A 20,087-nucleotide genomic window follows, 5' to 3' on the forward strand; every position below is an offset into this window, starting at 1 on the left:
GCCCAGTGTGACTCTAGCTGGGAGGGAAAGCTGCTTTCCTCCTCACTCGTAAAACTGCGGCAGCTTGTTCAGCCCGGTCCACTGCGCCTGGTCATGCCCAAAAATGACCAGCCCGATCTGCTCGCGTTCCGCGAGATCCAGCAACTTGAGGGTGCTGGCACGGGTTGCTTCGGCGTCCGGGTTGCTTGCGTCCTCCTGTCCGTTACGGGTAAAGCCTGCAGCAAAGGGGACCGCGTCGATTGTCAGTAACACCGTCCCTGTTCTGGGCAGCCGAACGAGCACCGATTGATGGCCCGGCACATGGCCGCTTGTCTCAATCAGTGTCAGCCCGGGGAGCAGTTCCGTATCCCCATCCACCAGCCGAATGCGCTCCATCGGCTGATCCCATTGCGCCCGAAGGGCCGCGAAACGTGGATTGCTCGCCGCGTCCTCGTGGTGAACACGTTGAACCACGTACTGCGCCCTGGTGAACGCGGCGTGTCTTCCGGCATGGTCGATGTCGTAATGCGTCGAAATGACGGTATCGATGTCTTCCGGTGCCAGGCCAATGCTCGCCAGCTGCTCAATGACGTCCTGCCCATTCTCGAAGTCCGAGGCTTCTTCAGGGATGGCTTCTGGGAGGCCACTATCAATCAGGATATTTTTGCCGTCCTCCGTCTGGACCAGAGCGCAAACGATCGGAATCTGGTAGTCCGGCATGATCCCAACTTGCATCAGATAAAGACGCTTCACTCCATTGTGGCTCATCGGTTTCCCCCTGAAATCAAATGTGTATTTTGGACGCAAAAATTCGAGGCCTGAAGCTCGAACAGATGACGAGGCCCCATGCGAATCTCTGTCAGATCGATCAACCGCTCAATTTGCCGTCTCAGCTCGCGGGCGCAAAGAGCCGCCACCGGCCCTCGGAGACCACTTCGACGGTGCCATCGAGCACTTTGATAGCGGTCTGGTCGTCAATCCCGTAGGTGGGCACAGGGACCTCGGCCGCCATTCTTGCCACGTTGACCGTGGAACTCTCCGGGTGGCGCTCGTGATCGAGGTGTGGCAGCAAGGCAAAGTCCACCAGCCCCAGGCCCTGATCGATAACGAAGGGCCGCTTCGGGTCATCGTACGTCTCGCCGAACACCGGGGCCGTGACCATGCTGCCCGCACTAATGCCCACGTAGACGGTCTCACGGAGTGACGGCAGGAGATCGGCCAGCCCAGATTCCCGCATCCAGCGACACAGGTAATGGATGTCACCGCCATACACCAGCAGGGCGTCGGCCTCCTGCACTGCAGCCGTCCAGTACGCCTTGTCGATGCTGGGGAGAGCGGTTAGTTCCAGGACGCCCAGCGACTTCCACCCCAGTTCGCACATGGGACTGCTGGTGAGTCCGCTGATGAACCTGTGGGCCATGCCCGGCCCACCGGGGAAGGGGTAGATCGCCGTGGGAATACACAGGGCGCTGGCTTCAGAGATCGGCTTGCCCAGGAGGTCCACCAGGGCCGTGAGGAGGCTGGGATTCTTAATCCCGGCAGAAGTGAGCAGAAATTTCATCGGTTCTCTCCCTGGAGCGAGACGGAAAGCCGTAGGGTGCGACGCTGCCCTACTCCACCACCAGATGCTCAAAGACGCCGTCCAGAATCTCCTGAACAAACGCGCCCGTTACCCCTGCCTTTTCCCCAAATTGTCCTGTGACTCGGATGCTGGGAGACTGCGCCACCCGGAACACCACTTCCGTCTCTTCGCCGTACCTGTGCTGGATCCCCTGCTCCACCTCTGGGCGCAGCGCCGCGATCACTCGCTCCGGGTCCGGTCCCGGCTCTTTCACGGGCTTGCCCTGCTCGTAACGAATCTTCTCCGGAAAGACCAGACGAATCTCGATCTGGCGCGTGTAACCCGTGGCTTCTGCATCGCTCATCCGTGGTTCACCTCATGGCTATCTTGACACGAGACAAGGGGATGGTGCAAGCTGTCACCATCTTCTTGATCCCGGTCAAGAATCGAGGTGAAATCCCATGCCCCCAGACCTGACCCGCACCCGCACCGCCATCCTGAACGCCGTCCTTCAACTGGGGGTCAACGCCACCCTGGGCGCTGTCGCCGCGCAAGTGGGCGTGACCAAGCAGGCGGTGAGTTTTCAGGCGGGCATCCTGCGAGGTCTGGGCTACCTGGAACCGAGTGCGGAGCGCTACGCGCCCCTGGTAGCCACGGACCGGGCCAAGGTGGCCTTGGGCCACGGTTTACCCATCTACGGCTCGATTGCTGCGGGGCCTCCGGCACTGGCGGACCAGGCCCCCGACGATTACACCCCCAGCCTGGAAAGTCTGCTGGACATGCGCAACGGCGATTTCTTGCTGCGGGTGCGCGGTGAGAGCATGACTGGCGTCGGTGTTCTTGACGGCGACTACGTGATCGTGCGGCCCACCACCGAGGTTCACGACGGCGAGGTGGCCGTCGTGCTGGTGCCCGGCGAAGGGACCGCCACTTTAAAGCGGCTGTACCACTTCCACGATCAGATCGTGCTGATGTCGGAGAATCCGGACATCCCGCGCATGAGTTATCCAGCGGAACAGGTGCAGGTCCAGGGCAAGATGGTGGGCCGGGTGGGTGTAGGCGTGCCCCGGGTCAGCGCCCGTTGGGTCTAGAAGGATGCCGCTGGCCTGCGTGACGCTCTCACCCTGGCCACTGGTTCTGCTGGGCCGCCAGCACCCTGGTGTGCCCGTCGCGGTCCTGAACGAATCAAGACGGGTGCTATACGCCAGCCCAGAGGCGAGAGAAGCCGGCGTACAAACAGGGATGCGCGAGATCGCAGCACTGAGCCGCTGTCCGGAGTTGCATGCAGAGATGATCACTGCCCCAGCAGCAATTGCCGCCTGGGCTGAAGTGCTTGAAACGCTCTATGCCCGGTACTCGGACCGAGTGGAAGGACGAGTCCCAGGAACCGTCTTCCTGAAAATCAGTGCTTCAGCCGCCCGTGAACTGGGCGCTGCTCTGCATGCCCCAGTCGGCTTGGCCGAGAGTCTGGAGGTGGCCCAGCTCGCCGCCCTGCGTGCCCGGCCCGGCGAGGTCCGCGACGTCGACAGCGGCAGTGCAGAGAAAGCTTTTTTAGCGTTGACCCCCGCTGCCCATCTGGAAGTGATCGGGCTGACCCCGGCGCACATTGAGCGGCTGGCCTTTCTCGGTGTGCGCGGCCTGGCGGACCTGATGAAGTGGAGCGCGGCGCAGCGAGAAGCTTTTCTCGGCGTGGACGTGGGCCGGCGGGTCAACCGTTTTCTGAGAGGCGAACGCACGAAAGTTATTCAGAAGTACGTGCCAGGCCGCGTGATCGAGGCACGCATGGACCTGGACGCACCACTGCACGAACCTGCTGAAGCCGAAGTCGTGCTGGGCGAGCTGCTGCCCCCGATCCTGGCCGAGCTGCGCGGCCGGGCCGCTGCCTACCTGACGGTCCATGCCCAGACGTTGGGAGGCCAGCTTTCAGCCACCCGCAAGGTCAAAGGCTCCCCTGGTCCCGCGGGCCTGCTCCGGATTGCCAGCCTCGCCCTGAGTGACACCGATGCCCTCCCGCTGGGCGTGGAGACCCTGGTGATCCAGCTGTCCGGTCTCCAGCAGCCAGGACGGATGGTGGGCCTATGGGCGTCCCTGGCCGAGCTGGAAGTCACGAAAGACGTCCTGGACCGCTTTCCCGAGGCACTCGTCAAGGTGCAGTGGCTGGACCCCTATGCCTACGCTACCGACGCCTGCTATCAGTGGGTGGACTGGCTGACGGGCACGGTGCGCTGCACGCCGATGACGCCGCGCCAGAGCTGGAAACCCGCATTCACTCGCACGCAGGCCCACCAGAAGGCGGTGGAGCGCACGCTGGCCTTCTTTGAGGGTGCCCAGCTGTGAAAGCGGTGCAGCAGTCTGTGGAAGTCCACCTGACGCCTGCAGGCGCATTGGGACGACTGCTGTGGCAGGGACGGGCCTATGCCATTCAAGGGGTGCTGGACCAGTGGCGTTACGGTGGACGGTGGTGGCGAGGTGAGGCTCCACGGGACTGCTATCTGGTGCAGGCAGGCGAGCTGGTGGCCGAACTGCATCACGAGGACAGCGGTGGCTGGTGGCTGGCCCGGATTCAGGATTGAGGATGAATCGCCCTCTGCCAGCACTTCTGACCTGCCAGAGCTCCTTCTCGGAAGGCCGCAGCACCGTCAGCCCCCGCAGACTGGTCCGACTGGCGAAGGAGCGCGGGTACAGCGCGGTGGGCTTGACCGACTGGTGCAGCGTGGCGGGAGCCGTGGAAATGTGCGAGGCAGCGGGCGAGGCAGGAATCAATGCCGTGATCGGTGTAACCCTGCCCATGCTGTTCCCTGCCCCACCTAAGTCAAGGGAAGCCCACGAGCTGTTCCCGCTGGTACTGCTGGCGAAGGATCGCGCGGGTTACGCGCTGCTCTGCGAACTGATCACCGGAATTCACCTGAGCACCCCACAGGGTCTGCCCGTGGAACGCCTGCAGGAGGTGGCCCGCCGCGGCGATCATCTAATCTGTTTCACTGGGGGGCGGCAGGGCTTCCCCACCGTGCTGGGGGAGCGCAAAGAGATGGCGCGGGCAGCGGCCTATTTGCGAACGCTGCGTCAGTCCTTCCCATTCGATTTGTACGTGCAGCTGTTCCACGGCGCAGCGCCGAACGAACGCCGCCGTCTGGAGTACCTGCGTGGGCTGGCACGCGACCTGGAACTGCCTGTGGTGGCCGCGCCCGAGATCAACATGGGAGCGCAAACCGAATATCCACTGCTGGACGCCCTGACCTGTGCCCGGCTGGGCATCGATGTCGAGGTTCCCCACGCCGAGCGCCCCCGTAACGACGCTCGTCACGTCAGCACACCGGAAGAGTGGGGCAGCTTGCTGCCCTTTCCAGACGCGCTCTTGAATGCTCAGAAGCTGGCCGAGGAATGCGCCCTCGATTTGCGTCCCGAACGGCTGCACGCTCCAGAACCGAAAATGCGGGTGTTTCAGACCCCGCAGGAGGCGTTGGAGGAGCGCGCCTTTGCCGCTTTACCCCTGCGCTATCTGCCGGACACCAGACCAGCCGCCCAGACCCGTTTGCAGCAAGAACTGGCCACGGTGCAGACCCTGGACATGGCGGGCTTCTTCTTGACGGCAGCGGAAGTGACCGATTACTGCCGGGAACACGGCATTCTCGCCGCTGGAAGGGGATCGGCAGCGGGCAGTGTGCTGTGTTACCTGCTGGGCATTACTCTTTCGGACCCTATCAAGCACAACCTGCTGTTCGAGCGCTTTCTCCATACCGGGCGCGTCTCTATGCCGGATGTGGACATCGACATTGCTTCCAGTCGTAGAGATCAGGTCTTGAGCTGGGTGGAGGCCCGCTGGGGCGGCGAGGGCACTGGAGAGGCGATGGTGGCCAACAAGATCACCTACCGCCTGCCCAGCGCCGTGCAGGACCTGGGCCGCGCCCTGGGCCTGCCCCCGGACCTGCGAGACCGCCTGAGCCGCGCCCTGGGCCGCGATTACCGCCATCTCCGCCCTCACCGCGCCAGGGAGGCGGAAGTGGTGTTCGCCGAAGTGCTGGGCGAGGCTCCCGTCAAAGACGACTTGCTGTCCCTGCTGGAGAACATCGAGCCGGGATTCGTCAGGCATCTGGCCCCGCACTCCGGCGGCGTGGTGCTGAGCGCCAGTCCGTTAACGCACTACTCGCCCCTGACCCGTTCCAGCGGCGGCATCCGGATGCTGACCTTCGACAAGGACGATGTCGAACGTCTGGGGCTGATCAAGCTGGATCTGCTGGGCCTGCGAATGCTGGCCGCTTTAGAACGTGCGCGAGAAGAGGTGATGCGCTTGACTGGGGAGTGGGTGGAATACGGCGATTTGCCCGATGATCCCGCCGTGTGGGAGCGGATCGCCAGCGGGGACACCCTGGCCATCTTCCAAATCGAATCTCCCGCCCAGGTGCAGATGACGGCCCGCTTGCAACCCAAGAACATGACCCAGCTCGCGCATCAGATCGCCCTCGTCAGGCCGGGACCGATCCAGTCTGGCACCGTTCACCCCTACGTCAGGCGGGCTAGGGGTGAGGAACCCGTGCCAGACCTGCCTGAACCGCTGCGCACCATCCTGGCCCCCACGCACGGCACGCTGATGTTTCAGGAGCAGATTCTGCGGATCGCGGTCCATTACGCGGGGTATAGCTGGCCCGATGCGGACAAATTCAGATCCAGACTCAGCAAGACCGAGGACGAGAGCGAGCTGGAGCAACTTAGGAACAGCTTCACTGCTGGAGCGGCTCTGACCACTGGTGCGTTTCCCTGGGAAGCGGAGAAAATCTTTTCCATCTGCGCGGCCTTCAAGGGCTACGGCTTCGCCGAGAGCCACGCTCATGCCTTCGCCCAGCACGCCTATGCCAGCGCTTGGATGCGCCAGCACCACCCAGCGGCCTACCTCGCGGGCTTTCTGACCGAAGCGCCCGGCCTGTGGCCTCCAGCAACGGTCAGTCACGAGGCCCGGCGCTGGGGCGTTTCCCTGCGCGGCGTGTGCATCAATCGCTCAGGTGTGTCGTACAGAGCCGAGAACGAACAGACCGTCCGGCTCCCCCTGACCGTGGTGGAGGGCGTGAGTGAAACAGCGGCGCGGCAGATCGTGCAGGAACGCCTGACGGGTGGGAAGTACAAGGGCGTCGAGGACTTCTATGACCGGGTAGAGGTGAAACGCGACGCTCTGGACACCCTGGCGAAAGCGGGCGCGTTCGATGGCGTGGACGCGCAGAAGAACAGGCGCGAGGCGTACTACGTCCTGCACACGGTCGCCAACGCCCGCAAGCCTGGAACACGTGGTTTGCTCCTTCCCCGGACCGAACCGCCCCAGTTGTCCGTCCTTTCGCCAGACGAATGGCTGTTCCTGGATCTGGACACCAAGGGCATCTCCGAATCGAGGCGGCACCCGCTGGACGCATGGCGGGCGCGGTTGCGTGACCTGGGCTGCGTGCCACTGAGCGGGCTGCGTCACGGGCAGGAAGCGTGGACAGCGGGCGTGGTGGTCACGAAACAGCGGCCTCCAACAGCCAAAGGCTTTGCGTTCTTCGTGCTGGAGGACGCCGCTGCCCGCGTGCAGGCCATCATCTCTCCCGATCTGTGGGAAGCCCACCGTGTCCTGCTCCGCGACGCCCGCGCGTTGATCGTGCACGGGGAGGCAACGGTGCGGGGACAGGCAGTGACGCTGAACGTGCGGCGGCTCAGTGAACTGCCGCTAGGCAGCTGGGCCAGCGCAGCAGACTGACGATGCCGGCCCTGCACGAAGAGGCCGCCAGTATTTGTCCCGGTCCGTTCCTCGTCCTGCTCGAGGGCAGCCAGCGGCGCTTTGCCGTCGTCCACCAGGGCATCAGACCACCCATCCAATAGGAAGCCCAACTGTCGGTCACCCCGTACAAAGGCCAGCAGGGCCAGCACCCTGGCGGTTCCCGCTTCTCCCCGGGCAACCTTCGCTGGGTCGAGAGTGTCTTGACAGGGTTCTGGCAACTTAACAGCGGTAGGCTGATCATCCGTGACTGACCGCAAGCCTTACCGACACCGGTTTCCGCTCAGCATCATCGGGCACGCCCTCTGGCTCTACCACCGATTTCCTCTCAGTGAGCGAGACGTCCAAGAATTGCTGCATCAGCGTGGCATCATCGTCAGCCATCGTCGTGAACGGACGCCCATGAGGACGCCACTCCTCCACGAAACCCTTCGCCAGTGGAACATCAAGTTCGCGCCGCTTCTCACCCAAGAGTTGCGTCACCGAGAGGGGACGCCGGGATTCTCGGTGGTTCCTGGACGAGGTGTTCGTCGAAATCAGTGGCAGGAAACATTGGCTGTGGCGGGCAGTCAATGAATCCGGTGCCGTACTGGACGTTCTCCTGCAAGCTCGTCAGGATGCGTACGCGGCGCAGAGCTTTCTTGAACAGTTGTTGATCACATATGACGTCCCAGACGTCATTCACATCGACAAGCTGTGGAGTGACAGGGCAGCCATTCGAGCGCTTCCGGTGCTCCACGCTGTGGAGCACTTCCAAGTCATTTCATCTGCACGCTGCAACAATCTGATTGAACAGTCCCACCGCCCGACCCGGAAACAGGAGCGAAATGGGCTGGGCTTCAAGAAACCACGACAGACACAAGAATTTCTGGCCCTGGATGCCCGCGTTTCGAATCTTCACCAGCACACCCGAACCACTGTCACCGCGCGCAATCGAAGATTGAATCAGTCGAAAGCCCACCTGGCTTGGCGACACGCCGTTGATATGGCGGTCTGAACTTCAGACCGCCGCTAGTGAGATGTGGCCTGCTCGCACTTAAGTTGCCAGAACCCACATGACGTTCGGTTAAATTGACACAACCGCTCCAGCACCTTCTCTCCATGGCGGTGCCCACATCGTCACCGCCGCCCTGCTGTCGGTCCTGGTTGCTGCAACCCTGCTGATCCGCCGAGCGCCGCGGGGCGATGAAATCCAGTCCCGCCCGCGAAATGCGCTTCACTCCAAAGGAACGCTTGTTGGGCTGGCTGTGACAATCGCGGCGGCCTCCCACTGTCTTCAGCATGCTCAGGGCCAGTTTCCGGGAGGGCTCGGCAAGGTCAGCACAGGGGCCGATCGCCGGTCTCAGGGCAGTGCATGCGCCCGTCGATAGAGCTTCAGCGGCCGGCCGGTGGGCTGGTAGTGAACATCAACGACCGCAAAGGACAGGACCACCAGATACTCGAGGTAGCGCCACGCCGTGATGCGGCTCACGCCCAGGTGCTGACCTGCCGCTTCGGCGCTCCAGGCCTCTGCGCTCGCCTCCAGCAGGTGCTGCACCTTGGTCAGGGTGGCGGCGTCGATCCCCTTGGGCAGATGGGTGACCGGATCGTGGCGCAGCAGGCGGTCCACTCCAGACTGGGTGAGGTGCGCCGCGCTGGACACGGCGCGGCGCTGGATGTGTCGTTGGAAGGCCGCCTGAAGACGCTGGCGGTCGAATGGCTTGATCAAGAAATCGAGGACGCCGCTGCGAACCGCCGTCTGGACGGTCGGCAGATCATTGGCGGCCGTCACCATGATGACGTCCGGACTGGTCGGCGTGCGCGGGAGCTGGCTGGCCCAGGTCAGACCATTGCCGTCCGGCAGGTAGATGTCCACCATCAGGAGATCAACCTGCCGCTGCCGCAGGTCCCGCTCGGCCTGGGCCAGCGTGCCCACCGCGCTGACCACCTGAAAGCCGGGGGTATCCTCCACCAGCGTCCGGTGGATGGTCCGCACCAGTTCGTCGTCCTCGATGATCACAACGCGGCTCAAGAAGACGGTCACGCTTCACCCCGCGCTGCCGGGATGCTGACGATGAACACACTCTCGCCCGGGGTTCTGAGGTAATCCAGCTGGCCACCCAGGCCCAGCAGGTGCTGACGGATCAACGCCAGACCCTGCCCGCGTCCCCTCCCCTTGGTGGTAAACCCCGGCCGTTGCCAGTGCTGTACATCCATGCCTGGGCCGCTGTCCCGGACCTCGAGCTGAAGGCCCTCGGCGTCCTCGCCGAGCATGACCGTGATGCGGCGCTCGGGCTGGCCCTGCAACGCGTCGAAGGCATTTTCAGCCAGGTTGCCAGCAGCCAGCAGGACGGCGTCAATCACGGGTTCCGGCCAGTGGTCGGCCAGCGCCGACGCCGCATCGACGTGCAGGTCAATCCCCAGTTCACGGGCGCGGGCGATCTTCCCGGCCAGCAGCGCGGCCAGCCGGGGCGGCGCGATCCCGGCCACGCTGTCGCTGACCTGCTGCGCCTGCCCGGCCTCACGCTGGATGACCTGCAGAGCCAGTTCGGGGCGGCCGATCTGCATCAGCCCCGCGATGGTGTGCAAGCGGTTGGTGAACTCGTGGGTCTGCGAGCGCAGCAACTCGACGTACTGGCGGGTCTGGGTCAGCTCCTCGGCCAGCCGCACCGCCTCGGCCCGTTCGCGGAACAGGATCAGCCGCTGATCGCCTGGGAGGGGTGAGCAAGTCAGCAAGACCGGCTGCCGCCGCCACACACTGGGCCGCTCCTGAAACGACGGCGTGCCCGCACTGCCCAGCAGGGCATGCAACTCGGGCCACAACTGCGGCAGGGGCGGGAGCTCCGTGACCTGTCCGGCCTGCAGGTAGGCCAGGGCGCGCGGATTAGCGAGCAGCACGCGCTCGCCTTCCAGCACCAGCACGCCGTCGTGCAGACCCGTCAGGACCGCGTGATGCTGGGAGACCAGTCCCGAAATCTGATCGGGTTCCAGATCGAACAGGTCACGGCGCAACCGGCCACTCAGGTACAGGCTGCTCAGCAGTGCGAACAGCAGGCCGAAGCCGTACCACGGCAGCAGGCCCCACATTACCCGCGCGATGCCGGCCTGCACGGTGGGCAGCAGAAAGCCGGTGGACACCAGACCGATCACCCGGCCCCCCGCGTCCCGGATCTCCGCCTTTCCCCAGATGAAATCGCGGAACTGCTGCACACCCACCTCAACCGGATCACCGTCGGCCAGCACATCGTCCAGCCCGCCCACCTGGCTGATGCGCTGTGACAGCGCTGGCGGAAAGGGATGGGCGTAGCGCATGCCCAGCCGTCCGCCCACCACCAAGAAATCCGCGCCGATCTCCGCCTGGATCTGCCGCAACAGGGGATCAATGCGCAGCGGCACGTCCGGGCGGGTGAAGTAGGTTCTGACCGTGGGCGTCCTGGCGATGGTGCGCGAGAGCATCAGCGCGCGGTCGCCGAACTCCTGACGCGTGTGCGAGGTCAGCGAGGCGTATTGCACCACCGCCAGAATCAGCATCAGCAAGGTAAAGACCGCCACCTGACTCAAGAAAAAGCGCTGCCACATCCGCAGCCTGCGCCAGCGCGCCGGCGGTACGGACAGCCGGGCCAGGCGGGCCGCGTCAGACGGGGGCAACAGGGCCGGACTAGAGCCGCGCATTGTAGGCCCGAATGATCTGATCGGCCCTGGCCTTGGCCGCCCGCAGCGCCTCGGCCGCGTCCGCGCCGACCAGCACCCGCTCGATGGCCGCATGAAGCACCGCCCTCACCTCATAGAAGCTGCCGAACAGCGCACCTGCCGTGGCCGCCGTGGGGCGCGTCCGTCGCAGCTGCTCGACGGCCACAGTATGCGCCTCGCCCGCCCTAAGCCAGCCCTGCTCCCGCAACTGCTCCACGCTGCTCTGCCTCAGCGGATCGTAGCCGCTGAGGCGGTGCCAGGATGCCAGATTCGCCGTGCTGGTCAGGTACAGGGCGAAAGCTCGGGCCGCCGCCGCCGTTTCGGGCGCGACCTCACGCGGAATCCACAGGCTGCTGCCACCGACCACCACGCCCTGCCTCGGGCTGCCTACGGGCACCGGCATCTGGCCCACCTGCACCGTGAATCCACGCGTCGCACTGCCGCCCAGCACCTGCCCGATGCGCGAGGACGAGGTCATCAGAAAGGCCACCTGACCCGACAGGAACAGCTGAGTGACGCCCGCGTTATCCTCGCGCTTGCCGGTGTTGACGTAGAAGCCCGAGCGGTTCATCTGCCCCAGCCAGCGCAGGGGCCGCTCTACCGCCGCACCGGTCAGAAAGGCCTGGGTGGCGCGGCGCTGACGTCCGTTGCCGCCGTCCACCCAGAGAGCACCCTGCTGCGCGGCCCACTGCTCGAAATACCACGCGTCCACCGGGAAGGTCAGGCAGTCGACCTGTTTCGCCGCCCGTTTCAGGGTGGCGCAGGTGTGCATCAACCCCTCGAGCGTGTCGGGCAAACGGGTCGCCGTGATTCCGGCCTGGCGCAGCAGCGACGTGTTGGCATACAGCACAGGGGAGGAGGTGTTAAACGGCAGCCCATACAGCTGTCCGCCCACCCGGTAGTAGTTCAGCACCGAGGGCAGCATGTCCTGCAACTGCCGCCCCGCCGCTGCTGGCAGGGGGCGGAACAGCATGCTGTCGACCGCCAGTTGGGTGCCCGCCTCCGAGATCTGCACTAGCGCGGGGGACTGGCCGGTGCGCGCGGCCGTCGCCAGCGCCTGAAAAGTCTGCGGGTAATTGGCATGGGCCACGGGCCGGACCTGAATCCTGGGATGCAGGCGGCCAAATTCGGCGGCCCGGTCCAGCATCCACTGGCGGCGCGGGGCGTCGGGAAAGACGTGCCAGAAATCGACCCGGATAGGCGACGGCTCAGGGGGCCGAACCGGATTGGGCTCAAATGCCGCCGGCGCTCCTGGACCCGCCAGAACCGCTCCCACCAGCGTCCATCCTCCCAGTCCCAGCCAGGCGACCAACAGGACGCGCCGCTTGACGTGCCTGACGCCTTTGCTGACGTCCATCGGTTCGCCTCTGGCCATGATGGGTGCATTGTAGGGGCCACTCCCCCGCCCCACGCGACTGTGGTGCTTCGCCGCGCGTGAACTCAATGCACCAAAGCTTGAGTTCGCTGCTCATGTTCTGCACACTCGGCGTTGAACCACATTCTGTCCTTCCGGTCTGTCCTGCCCTGTTGCAGCGTCGGCCCGGTGTTTTTCCCCCTTTCTCTGGTTCTGCCCCTGTTCAAAGGAGACTCCATGCGACGTATGAAACAGATCCTGACCCTGACCCTTTTCGCCACGGCGGCCACCGCCGGCGCACAGGGCAACCTGACCTTCGTGTGCGGTGCCCAGGCTGACTGGTGCCAGGTCGTGGCCAACGCCTACAAGAAGGAAACCGGCGGTGAGGCCAAGTTCCTGCGCCTGTCGGCCGGCGAGTCGCTGGCCCGCCTGCGCGCCGAGAAGGCCAACCCCAGTTTCGATGTGCTGTTCGGCGGCACCGGCGACGTCCACGAGGCAGGCACCAAGGAAAAGCTGCTGACCTTCTACAAACCCAAGGCCTGGAATGAGCTGTACCCGTCCCTGCGCAAGCAGGTCAAGGACGCCTACGTTCCGCTGTACACCGGGGCCCTGGGCTTCGCGGTCAATGACACGGTGCTCAAGAAACGCAACCTGCCCGCCCCCACCGACTGGCCTGATCTGGGTGACCCCAAGTACAAGGGGCTGGTGGCCATGCCCAACCCCAACACCTCCGGCACCGCCTACACCATGATCACCACCCTGATCCAGATCTACGGTGAAGATCAGGCGTTTGCCCTCTTGAAGAAGATTCACAACAACGTGCCGCGCAACGGCTATACCCGCCCCGGCTCCGGCGCGGCGTTCCTGGCCGCGCGCGGCGAGGTGGCCGTGGGCGTGACCTTCCTGCACGACGCGGTTGCCCAGAACGTGCGCGGCTTCCCGGTGCGCGCGGTGGCCCCCAAGGCGGGCACGGGCACCGAGATCGGCGGGGTCAGCCTGGTTACGGACGGCCCCAACGCGGCGGCGGGCAAACAGTTCATCGACTTCGTGCTCAAGCCTGAGACGCAGAAACTGGCTGCGACGGTGGAATCCTTCCAGATCCAGTCCAATGCCAAGACCCCAGTGGCCGCCGCCTCGCCCAACCTGGACAAGATCAAGCTGATCGACTACGACTTCGGCAAGTGGGGCGAGAGCGCCACCCGCGCCCGCATCATCTCGCGCTGGACCAAGGAGGTCTTTCCATTACCACGGCGGTAAATCCTCCCGTCTCGGCCAGGAACCGGGGCGGCGTTCAGGTGGCGTTGCTGCTGTGGCCGCTGCTGGGACTGCTCGCCTTTGCTTTCCTGCCATGGGCGCGTGAAGGCCGGGCCTTTCTGGCCGGCGGCCCCAGCGGCCTGGGGCTACTGGGCACCCTGCCGGTGCTGTGGGCGCCGCTGCTGGCCCTGGTCGCCACCCTGGGCCTGAGCTTCGTGGGCCGCGCCGCCCGCGCCCTGCCCACACTGATCGCTGCGCTGGCCGGATTTCTGGTCACCGCCTTTTTCATCGTCTTCAGGAACGAGCCCGCCGATCTGGGGGCGCTGATCACCGCGCTGGCCCTGCTGTCGGTCACAGGCATGGCCCTGTCAGACACGGGGATCATCAAAGCCGACCGTTTCATCGCCAGTTCCACGCTGTGGGTGGGCCTCTTTCTCATCCTGTTCGTGATGTTCCCGCTATTCAGGGTGCTGCGCAGTGCCTTCGGCGAGACGGGCTTCTCGCTGGAAGCCTTCCGCAGCGTGCTGAGTTCACCGGCATTCTTCGTGCTGGAGAATGAGACCACCGCCCGCAGTGAAACGACGCTGGCAGTGATGGCCACCGTTGCTGGTGCGGTGGCCGGGCTGGGGGCGTCCCTGTGGCGACGGCTTCCGGTCTGGGCCACCGTGCGCAACACCGTGCTGGCGGCGCTGGGGGTGGGGATCGTCGCCGCGCTGTATTTCGGCTTCGGTGCGCTGCGCAACAGCGTGCTGCTGGCTGTGAGCGTGGCGACGGCGGCCACCGCATTGGCCCTCGCTTTCGCGCTGCTGGGCACGCGCAGCCGCGCGCCGTTCGGCCCCTACCTGTTCGTGCCGCTGGCGTTGGCCGGGTACGCGATTGGATCGCTGGCCGCCAGCACCCCACAAACGGCTGGGCTGGGGCTGCTGTTCAAGGGCGTGGGCGTGCTGGCTGGAGTGGGGATGGCATGGTGGCTGACCCGCCAGCGCATCACGGCCGGTCGTCTGCTGGGCGTCTTCTCACTGCTGCCGATCATCACGCCGCCGTTTGTCATCGGCTTCGCGCTGATCTTTTTGCTGGGTCGCCAGGGGCTGATCACCAAGGACATCCTCGGACTGGACACCGACGCGTTGCTGGGGCCGCTGGGCGTGGGCATCGCGCAGACGCTGGCCTACACCCCCATTGCCTATCTGGTGCTGGTGGGCGTGGTGCAGAGCCTGAACGGCACGCTGGAAGAGGCCGCCGTCACCCTGGGCGCGGGCCGCTGGCATGTCCTGAAGACCGTGATCTGGCCGCTGGTGCGCCCTGGCCTCGCCAACGCCTTCCTGCTGACCATCATCGAGAGCCTGGCCGACTTCGGCAACCCGTTCGTGATGGGCGGCTCGTTCCTGTCCACCGAGGTCTATTTCGCGGTGGAATTCAGCCCCGCCGAGGCGTCGGTGTACGGCACGGTGCTGCTGGCCCTGAGTGTCTCGGCGTTCTTGGCACAGCAGGCGTGGCTGGGGCGCACCAGCTTCACCACCATCACCGGCAAGCCTGCGCAGGGCACGGTGACGCCGCTGCCTCCTGTGCTGGAGCGCATCTTGCTGCTGGTTTTCATGGTCTGGGTGCTGTTCGTGGGCGCAGTGTACGGCAGCATGTTCTTCGGGGCCCTGGTCAAGCTGTGGGGGTTTGACAACACCTTCACTTTCGAACACATCCGCAACCTGTCGGTGGGCTCGCTGGGCGTCTTCTTCAACACCCTGAAGATCGCCGCCCTCAGCAGCGTGCCGGTGCTGATCCTGAGCGTGGTGATCGCCTACCTCATCACGCGGCAGAAGTTCTTCGGGCGCGGCTTTATTGAGCTCGGCTCGCTGCTGTCCTTTGCGGTGCCCGGGACGGTCATCGGCATCGGGTACATCCTGGCGCTCAATAGCGGCTTCGCGTACATGACCGGCACCATGTTGATCCTGATCGTCGCCTTTATCTTCCGCAACATGCCGGTGGGCATCCGGTCGGCCGTCGCCAACCTGCGCCAGATCGACCCGGCGCTGGAAGAGGCGAGCACGACGCTACGTGCGGGCAGCCTGACCACGTTGTGGCGGGTGGTGATGCCACTGATTCGCCCCGCCTTGATCTCGGCGCTGATCTTTGCCTTCGTGCGCGCCATGACCGCCATCTCGCAGATCATCTTCCTGATCTCGCCAGACCACAAGGTGGTGACCAGCGAAGTGCTGAGCATGGTGGAGCGTGGACAGCTGGGCGACGCAGCGGCGCTGTCGGCCCTGCTGGTGTTCACGCTGGCCGTGGTCATCGCCCTGATGACCTGGGCCGTGGGCCGCATGGGATCGCAGGCGAAGGTGAGTGTATGAACCGCATTCCTGAGAGGACCCCATGACTGCCACCCAAGTCCGCCCCCCCGCCTCCGTCCCCAACCCCCATGCGGCCCCGGTCAAACTGGAAGGCGTCACCAAGCGCTTCGGCAAGACCACGGCTGTTCAGAGTGCCAACCTGACCGTGGAACCTGGCACGCTGGTCACGCTGCTGGGGCCCTCGGGCTGCGGCAAGACCACCATCTTGCGGATGATCGCGGGGCTGGAAACCATCACCGAGGGCAAACTATCGATCGACCACGAGGACGTGACCCAGCTCTCGGCGGCGCAGCGCGATGTGACGATGGTTTTCCAAAGTTACGCCTTGTTTCCGCACCTGAGCGTGCTGGAGAACGTCGCCTACGGCCTGCGGGTGGCCCGCCGCCCCGACGCTGCGCAGGCCGCCGAGGACGCCCTGAAACTGGTGGGCCTGGGGGGCTACGGCAGCCGCGCGCCCTCGCAGCTGTCCGGCGGCCAGCAACAGCGTGTTGCCCTGGCCCGGGCGCTGGTGATGAAACCCAAGGTGCTGCTCTTCGACGAGCCGCTGTCCAACCTGGACGCCAAACTGCGCCGTCAGATGCGCAACGAGATTCGCGCCATCCAGCAGCAACTGGGGATCACGGCTGTGTACGTGACCCACGATCAGGCCGAGGCGCTGGCGATCTCGGACGTGGTGGTGGTCATGAGCGCGGGGAGGATCGAGCAGATCGGCACCCCTGAAGACCTGTACCGCCGCCCCGCCAACGCGTTTGTTGCGGACTTTATCGGCGAGGCCAACCTGCTGCAGGGCACCTACGATGGCCAGAAGCTCGGCTTTGGCAACGTCTTTCTGCCCTACACGCAACCCGGCGCCCCTACGGGGAACGTGCGCGTGCTGGTGCGGCCCGAGTCGATCTCGTTCAGCGAGACCGGGCTGGCCGGGCGCATTACCTCCGGCGCGTACCTGGGGGCCATGACCGAGTACACCATTGAAACGTCCGCCGGCGCGGTCCTGATCGCCCCACCCTCTGAATCTACCATTTTGCCCAACGGCAGCGACATCCACCTGGATTTCCGCAGCAACGGCCTGTACATCCTGCCCGCCTGAAGTCCACATTCCGCCCCCTGTCCAAAGGAGTTCCATATGCGCCACCTGATGCTGACCGCTGCCCTGATGCTGCCCACCGCCACCGCCCAGATTTCCGTTGCCAGCATTCCTGCCCTGCCGCCTGGCGTCGTGGCCCAGACCACGCCTGCTGCGCCTGCGGCCGCTATCCCTGTCCAGGCGGGCCCCGTCGCCAGGGTCGAGATCCAGGACGTGGAGATCACGTCTCCAGTCAGTGCGGGCGCCACTCCCACCGTGGCCAGCGACGATGTGGGCGAGGTCATGATTCCTGTGCTCGCCACCGACAAGGACGGCAACCCGGTGGCAGGCGTGGCCGTGACCTGGGAGGTCAAGAACACTGGCAAGGCCCCGGTCTACGTAATTTCAAGCATGGTGGACGGCACGGCGACAGCCATTGCGGCGACGATCGCCCCCGATGAAACGGTCAAGTACGAAACGATGACGGGCATGGACGGCACAGTCACGCTGTTGCTGAACGCCACGGCCAGCACCGCTGCCGCCTTGAAGCTGACTGCCTCTACCGGCGAGGTCAAGAACCTGCGCGACGCGGCGCAGACGATCGACTGGATCGGTCAGTAAAGCTTTCGCCTGATCGGGTGACCAAGGTTGCCTGACCGGCCACATGGAGCAGGAATCGCAACTTCGATGGTGGCCGCCCGTCTGGGAACGTGGCGGCCACTATGGTGTTCGAAGGGTTCTGGCAAGTTAAGCGCAATAGGCTGATTTTCCGTGAATGATCGCAAGCCTCTGCGGCCATCGCCCTCCCCCTGAGCATCATTGGGCACGCCCTCTGGCTCTACCACCGGTTTCCCCTCAGTGAGCGCGATGTCCAAGAATTGCTGCACCAGCGTGGCATTGTTGTCAGTCACGAGACCCTCCGCCAGTGGGACATCAAGTTCACACCGCTGCTCGCTGAGGAGTTGCGGCATCGGGACCCCAACGGGATTCCCGAGGGTTCCTGGATGAGGTGTGCGTCGAGATCATTAGCACAAAACACTGGTTATGGAGGGCAATCGACGAATCAGGCGCAGTTCTCGGCCTCCTTGCTGCAAACGCGCTTCAGAGGCGTTCGATGATGGTGGCGGTGGCCATGCCGTGCCCGATGCACATGGTTTGCAGACCCACCGCGCCGCCCGTGGCTTCCAGACCGCTGAGCATCTTCGCCATCAATCCCGCGCCGCTGGCCCCCAGGGGGTGGCCATGGGCCACCGCGCCGCCCCAGGGATTGACGCGGGCTGGATCGACTTTCAGTTCTTGGGTCCACGCCAGGGCCACGCTGGCAAAAGCCTCGTTGATCTCGATCCAGTCGATGTCGGCTAGGGTCAGCCCCGCCTTGGCCAGTGCCTTGCGGGTGGCCGGGATAACGCCCGTGAGCTGCATGGTGGGGTCATCCCCCACCGCCACGCGGGCACGGAAGCGGGCGCGTGGGCGCAGGCCGTCGGCTATGGCCACCTCGCGGTCCCCCACCAGCACGGCGGCGGCCCCGTCGCTGATCTGGCTGGCGTTGCCCGCCGTGACCACCCCGGCTTCGCGGAACGGAGTCTTCAGGGCCGCCATCTTCGCCGGGTCGATGTCGCCACGCACGCCCTCGTCGTGTTGCACGGTGATGGTATTCCCGCCCGCGTCCAGTCCAGGTGCAGGCAGCAGTTCAGCGTGCAGCCCGCGCGACGCGGCGGCCCGACGGTGGCTTTCTGCGGCAAAGGCGTCAAGCATGTCGCGGCTCAAGCCCCAGGCGTCGGCGATACGCTCGGCACTCTCACCCTGGTGAATCAGGTCCACTGCGCCCAGCAGGTCGGGGTTGAGGCGCTCGAAGCCGCCGCCGATGTCGCTGAACATCGGCACGCGGGTCATGCTCTCGACGCCGCAGCCGATGGCGTAGTTCAGGTCCCCGGCATCCACCCCCTGCGACGCGAAATGCACGGCCTGCTGTCCGCTGCCACACATGCGGTTGAGGCTCAGGGCAGGCACCTCGGCGGGAAACCCGGCCAACAGCGCCGCCAGCCGCCCGATGTTCGCGCCCTGTTCGCCCGTCTGGGTGACCGTTCCGGTGATCACGTCCTCTATTTTGCCCGCGTCCAGGCCCGCACGGTTCAGCAGCCCCTTCAGCGTAAAGGCGAGCAGGGCGTCGGGCCGCACCTCGCGGTAGGCTCCACCCCGCCTGCCGTAGGGGGTGCGAACGGCTTCCAGAATGACAGCTTCTCTCATCGGTGCTCCTTGTTCCCCTGAACGCTCTGGTCCTGGAAGCTGCCAGGGGCAGACATGGACTGCTCCCGTCCATGCAGAGTTGCTACGTTGGCGCTCATCTCGGGGCCATCCGGATCGCGCCGTCCAGCCGGATGGTCTCGCCGTTGAGCATCTGATTTTCAAAGATGTGCCTGACCAGCGCCGCGTACTCGTCAGCCCGTCCCAGGCGACTGGGAAAGGGCACCTGCTGACCCAGCGAGTCCTGGGCGTCCTGCGGCAGTCCCTGGAGCATGGGCGTCTCGAAGATGCCGGGGGCCACCGTCACCACCCGGATGCCGCTGCGGGCTAGGTCACGGGCAATCGGCAGCGTCATGCCCACCACGCCTCCCTTGCTGGCCGCGTAGGCGGCCTGCCCGATCTGCCCGTCGTAAGCTGCGACGGACGCGGTGTTGACGATTACCCCTCGCTCGCCCGAATCGCCGGGCGCGTTGTCCAGCATGGCCTGAGCTGCGAGGCGAATTACATTGAAGGTGCCGATCAGGTTCACACGCACCGTGCGCTCGAACACGTCCAGCGGGTGTGGGCCGCGCTTGCCCGCCGTGGTGGCCGCCGGGGCAATGCCGGCGCAGCTTACCGCCCCGTGCAATTCGCCGAAGCGCTCGCGTCCGGTGTGAATGGCCGCCTGCACGTCGACTTCACTTGCCACGTCCGCTCGCACGAACAGGCCGCCGAGTTCCCTGGCAAGCGCTTCACCCGCCTCCACATTCAGATCGAGCATCAGCGGAAACCCGCCCGCCTCGGCCACCATACGGGCCGCGCCCGCTCCTAGCCCGGAAGCCGCCCCCGTGATCAGCACTGTCTTGTCTTTGAGATTCATGACTTCCCTCCTGCTG

General features: G+C 65.1%; 16 protein-coding genes and 2 pseudogenes. 10 read left to right on the forward strand and 8 right to left on the reverse strand.

What is annotated here, in order from left to right:
* Positions 1-42: 42 nt before the first annotated feature.
* The 3 genes from HNQ08_RS17630 to HNQ08_RS17640 form a co-directional block, all read right to left on the reverse strand.
* The gene (locus HNQ08_RS17630; RefSeq protein ID WP_184135046.1) at positions 43-747 is read right to left on the reverse strand and encodes an N-acyl homoserine lactonase family protein; all 705 of its coding nucleotides are present in this window, start codon (positions 745-747) and stop codon (positions 43-45) included.
* Between the two features lie 121 nt (positions 748-868).
* Entirely contained in the window at positions 869-1,540 is a 672-nt protein-coding gene (locus tag HNQ08_RS17635) for a Type 1 glutamine amidotransferase-like domain-containing protein (protein WP_184135048.1), read from the reverse strand.
* Positions 1,541-1,589: 49 nt separating this feature from the next.
* Positions 1,590-1,904, reverse strand: a complete 315-nt coding sequence (locus HNQ08_RS17640) for a hypothetical protein (RefSeq protein WP_184135051.1) — start codon at positions 1,902-1,904, stop codon at positions 1,590-1,592.
* 97 nt (positions 1,905-2,001) lie between these two features.
* Between HNQ08_RS17640 and HNQ08_RS17645 the strand changes: the two genes are divergently transcribed.
* The 5 genes and pseudogenes from HNQ08_RS17645 (at position 2,002) to HNQ08_RS17665 (ending at position 8,277) form a co-directional block, all read left to right on the forward strand.
* Positions 2,002-2,631 carry a LexA family protein gene (locus tag HNQ08_RS17645; RefSeq protein ID WP_184135053.1) on the forward strand — a complete coding sequence of 210 codons (630 nt, stop codon included), beginning with the start codon at positions 2,002-2,004 and terminating at the stop codon, positions 2,629-2,631.
* Between the two features lie 19 nt (positions 2,632-2,650).
* Positions 2,651-3,877 carry a Y-family DNA polymerase gene (locus HNQ08_RS17650; protein WP_229790219.1) on the forward strand — a complete coding sequence of 409 codons (1,227 nt, stop codon included), beginning with the start codon at positions 2,651-2,653 and terminating at the stop codon, positions 3,875-3,877.
* The gene (locus HNQ08_RS17655) at positions 3,874-4,113 is read left to right on the forward strand and encodes a DUF6504 family protein (RefSeq protein ID WP_184135059.1); all 240 of its coding nucleotides are present in this window, start codon (positions 3,874-3,876) and stop codon (positions 4,111-4,113) included. The genes HNQ08_RS17650 and HNQ08_RS17655 overlap by 4 nt, the downstream gene beginning before the upstream one ends.
* A 2-nt stretch (positions 4,114-4,115) precedes the next feature.
* Positions 4,116-7,262, forward strand: a complete 3,147-nt coding sequence (gene dnaE / locus HNQ08_RS17660; protein WP_221284276.1) for a DNA polymerase III subunit alpha — start codon at positions 4,116-4,118, stop codon at positions 7,260-7,262.
* 264 nt (positions 7,263-7,526) lie between these two features.
* A pseudogene (locus tag HNQ08_RS17665) lies at positions 7,527-8,277 on the forward strand (IS6 family transposase).
* Between the two features lie 345 nt (positions 8,278-8,622).
* On the opposite strand, the gene HNQ08_RS17670 reads toward HNQ08_RS17665, so the two are convergent.
* Genes HNQ08_RS17670 through HNQ08_RS17680 form a run of 3 tightly spaced genes read right to left on the reverse strand, consistent with a single transcriptional unit; the run spans position 8,623 to position 12,324 of the window.
* Positions 8,623-9,303 (reverse strand): response regulator, encoded by a 681-nt coding sequence (locus HNQ08_RS17670; RefSeq protein WP_184135064.1) that lies wholly within the window; start codon positions 9,301-9,303, stop codon positions 8,623-8,625.
* Positions 9,300-10,907, reverse strand: coding sequence for a sensor histidine kinase (locus HNQ08_RS17675; RefSeq protein WP_221284277.1), 1,608 nt, complete (start codon positions 10,905-10,907; stop codon positions 9,300-9,302). Before HNQ08_RS17675 ends, HNQ08_RS17670 begins: the two co-directional genes overlap by 4 nt.
* Before the next feature lie 10 nt (positions 10,908-10,917).
* Positions 10,918-12,324, reverse strand: coding sequence for an extracellular solute-binding protein (locus HNQ08_RS17680; RefSeq protein WP_184135068.1), 1,407 nt, complete (start codon positions 12,322-12,324; stop codon positions 10,918-10,920).
* Between the two features lie 216 nt (positions 12,325-12,540).
* Here HNQ08_RS17680 and HNQ08_RS17685 point away from each other — a divergent pair, with 216 nt between their 5' ends.
* From HNQ08_RS17685 to HNQ08_RS27525, 5 genes and pseudogenes are all read left to right on the forward strand, one after another.
* A complete protein-coding gene (locus tag HNQ08_RS17685) occupies positions 12,541-13,560 on the forward strand; it encodes an ABC transporter substrate-binding protein (RefSeq protein WP_184135071.1) in 1,020 nt (339 codons plus the stop codon).
* A 38-nt stretch (positions 13,561-13,598) separates the two neighbouring features.
* Positions 13,599-15,905 carry an iron ABC transporter permease gene (locus HNQ08_RS17690; protein ID WP_184135074.1) on the forward strand — a complete coding sequence of 769 codons (2,307 nt, stop codon included), beginning with the start codon at positions 13,599-13,601 and terminating at the stop codon, positions 15,903-15,905.
* Positions 15,906-15,927: 22 nt separating this feature from the next.
* On the forward strand, positions 15,928-16,992 hold the full coding sequence (locus tag HNQ08_RS17695; RefSeq protein ID WP_184135076.1) for an ABC transporter ATP-binding protein: 1,065 nt from the start codon (positions 15,928-15,930) through the stop codon (positions 16,990-16,992).
* Positions 16,993-17,028: 36 nt separating this feature from the next.
* Positions 17,029-17,589 carry a hypothetical protein gene (locus tag HNQ08_RS17700; RefSeq protein WP_184135078.1) on the forward strand — a complete coding sequence of 187 codons (561 nt, stop codon included), beginning with the start codon at positions 17,029-17,031 and terminating at the stop codon, positions 17,587-17,589.
* Between the two features lie 150 nt (positions 17,590-17,739).
* A pseudogene (locus HNQ08_RS27525) lies at positions 17,740-18,055 on the forward strand (IS6 family transposase); the annotation flags it as partial.
* Between the two features lie 14 nt (positions 18,056-18,069).
* Here the strand turns inward: HNQ08_RS27525 and HNQ08_RS17705 are convergent.
* Complete coding sequence (locus HNQ08_RS17705; RefSeq protein ID WP_184135080.1) at positions 18,070-19,215, reverse strand: thiolase family protein; 1,146 nt, start codon at positions 19,213-19,215, stop codon at positions 18,070-18,072.
* A gap of 94 nt (positions 19,216-19,309) precedes the next feature.
* Positions 19,310-20,071 carry an SDR family NAD(P)-dependent oxidoreductase gene (locus HNQ08_RS17710; RefSeq protein ID WP_184135083.1) on the reverse strand — a complete coding sequence of 254 codons (762 nt, stop codon included), beginning with the start codon at positions 20,069-20,071 and terminating at the stop codon, positions 19,310-19,312.
* Between the last annotated feature and the right edge of the window lie 16 nt (positions 20,072-20,087).

This window comes from Deinococcus humi (genome assembly GCF_014201875.1).
GTDB lineage: Bacteria > Deinococcota > Deinococci > Deinococcales > Deinococcaceae > Deinococcus > Deinococcus humi.

Excerpts from the sequence above, each read along its gene's own strand:
- HNQ08_RS17630 (WP_184135046.1), bottom strand. The coding sequence starts at position 747 with ATGAGCCACAATGGAGTGAAGCGTCTTTATCTGATGCAAGTTGGGATC.
- HNQ08_RS17635 (WP_184135048.1), bottom strand. The coding sequence starts at position 1,540 with ATGAAATTTCTGCTCACTTCTGCCGGGATTAAGAATCCCAGCCTCCTC.
- HNQ08_RS17640 (WP_184135051.1), bottom strand. The coding sequence starts at position 1,904 with ATGAGCGATGCAGAAGCCACGGGTTACACGCGCCAGATCGAGATTCGT.
- HNQ08_RS17645 (WP_184135053.1), top strand. The coding sequence starts at position 2,002 with ATGCCCCCAGACCTGACCCGCACCCGCACCGCCATCCTGAACGCCGTC.
- dnaE (WP_221284276.1), top strand. The coding sequence starts at position 4,116 with ATGAATCGCCCTCTGCCAGCACTTCTGACCTGCCAGAGCTCCTTCTCG.
- HNQ08_RS17680 (WP_184135068.1), bottom strand. The coding sequence starts at position 12,324 with ATGGCCAGAGGCGAACCGATGGACGTCAGCAAAGGCGTCAGGCACGTC.
- HNQ08_RS17685 (WP_184135071.1), top strand. The coding sequence starts at position 12,541 with ATGCGACGTATGAAACAGATCCTGACCCTGACCCTTTTCGCCACGGCG.
- HNQ08_RS17695 (WP_184135076.1), top strand. The coding sequence starts at position 15,928 with ATGACTGCCACCCAAGTCCGCCCCCCCGCCTCCGTCCCCAACCCCCAT.
- HNQ08_RS17700 (WP_184135078.1), top strand. The coding sequence starts at position 17,029 with ATGCGCCACCTGATGCTGACCGCTGCCCTGATGCTGCCCACCGCCACC.
- HNQ08_RS17705 (WP_184135080.1), bottom strand. The coding sequence starts at position 19,215 with ATGAGAGAAGCTGTCATTCTGGAAGCCGTTCGCACCCCCTACGGCAGG.
- HNQ08_RS17710 (WP_184135083.1), bottom strand. The coding sequence starts at position 20,071 with ATGAATCTCAAAGACAAGACAGTGCTGATCACGGGGGCGGCTTCCGGG.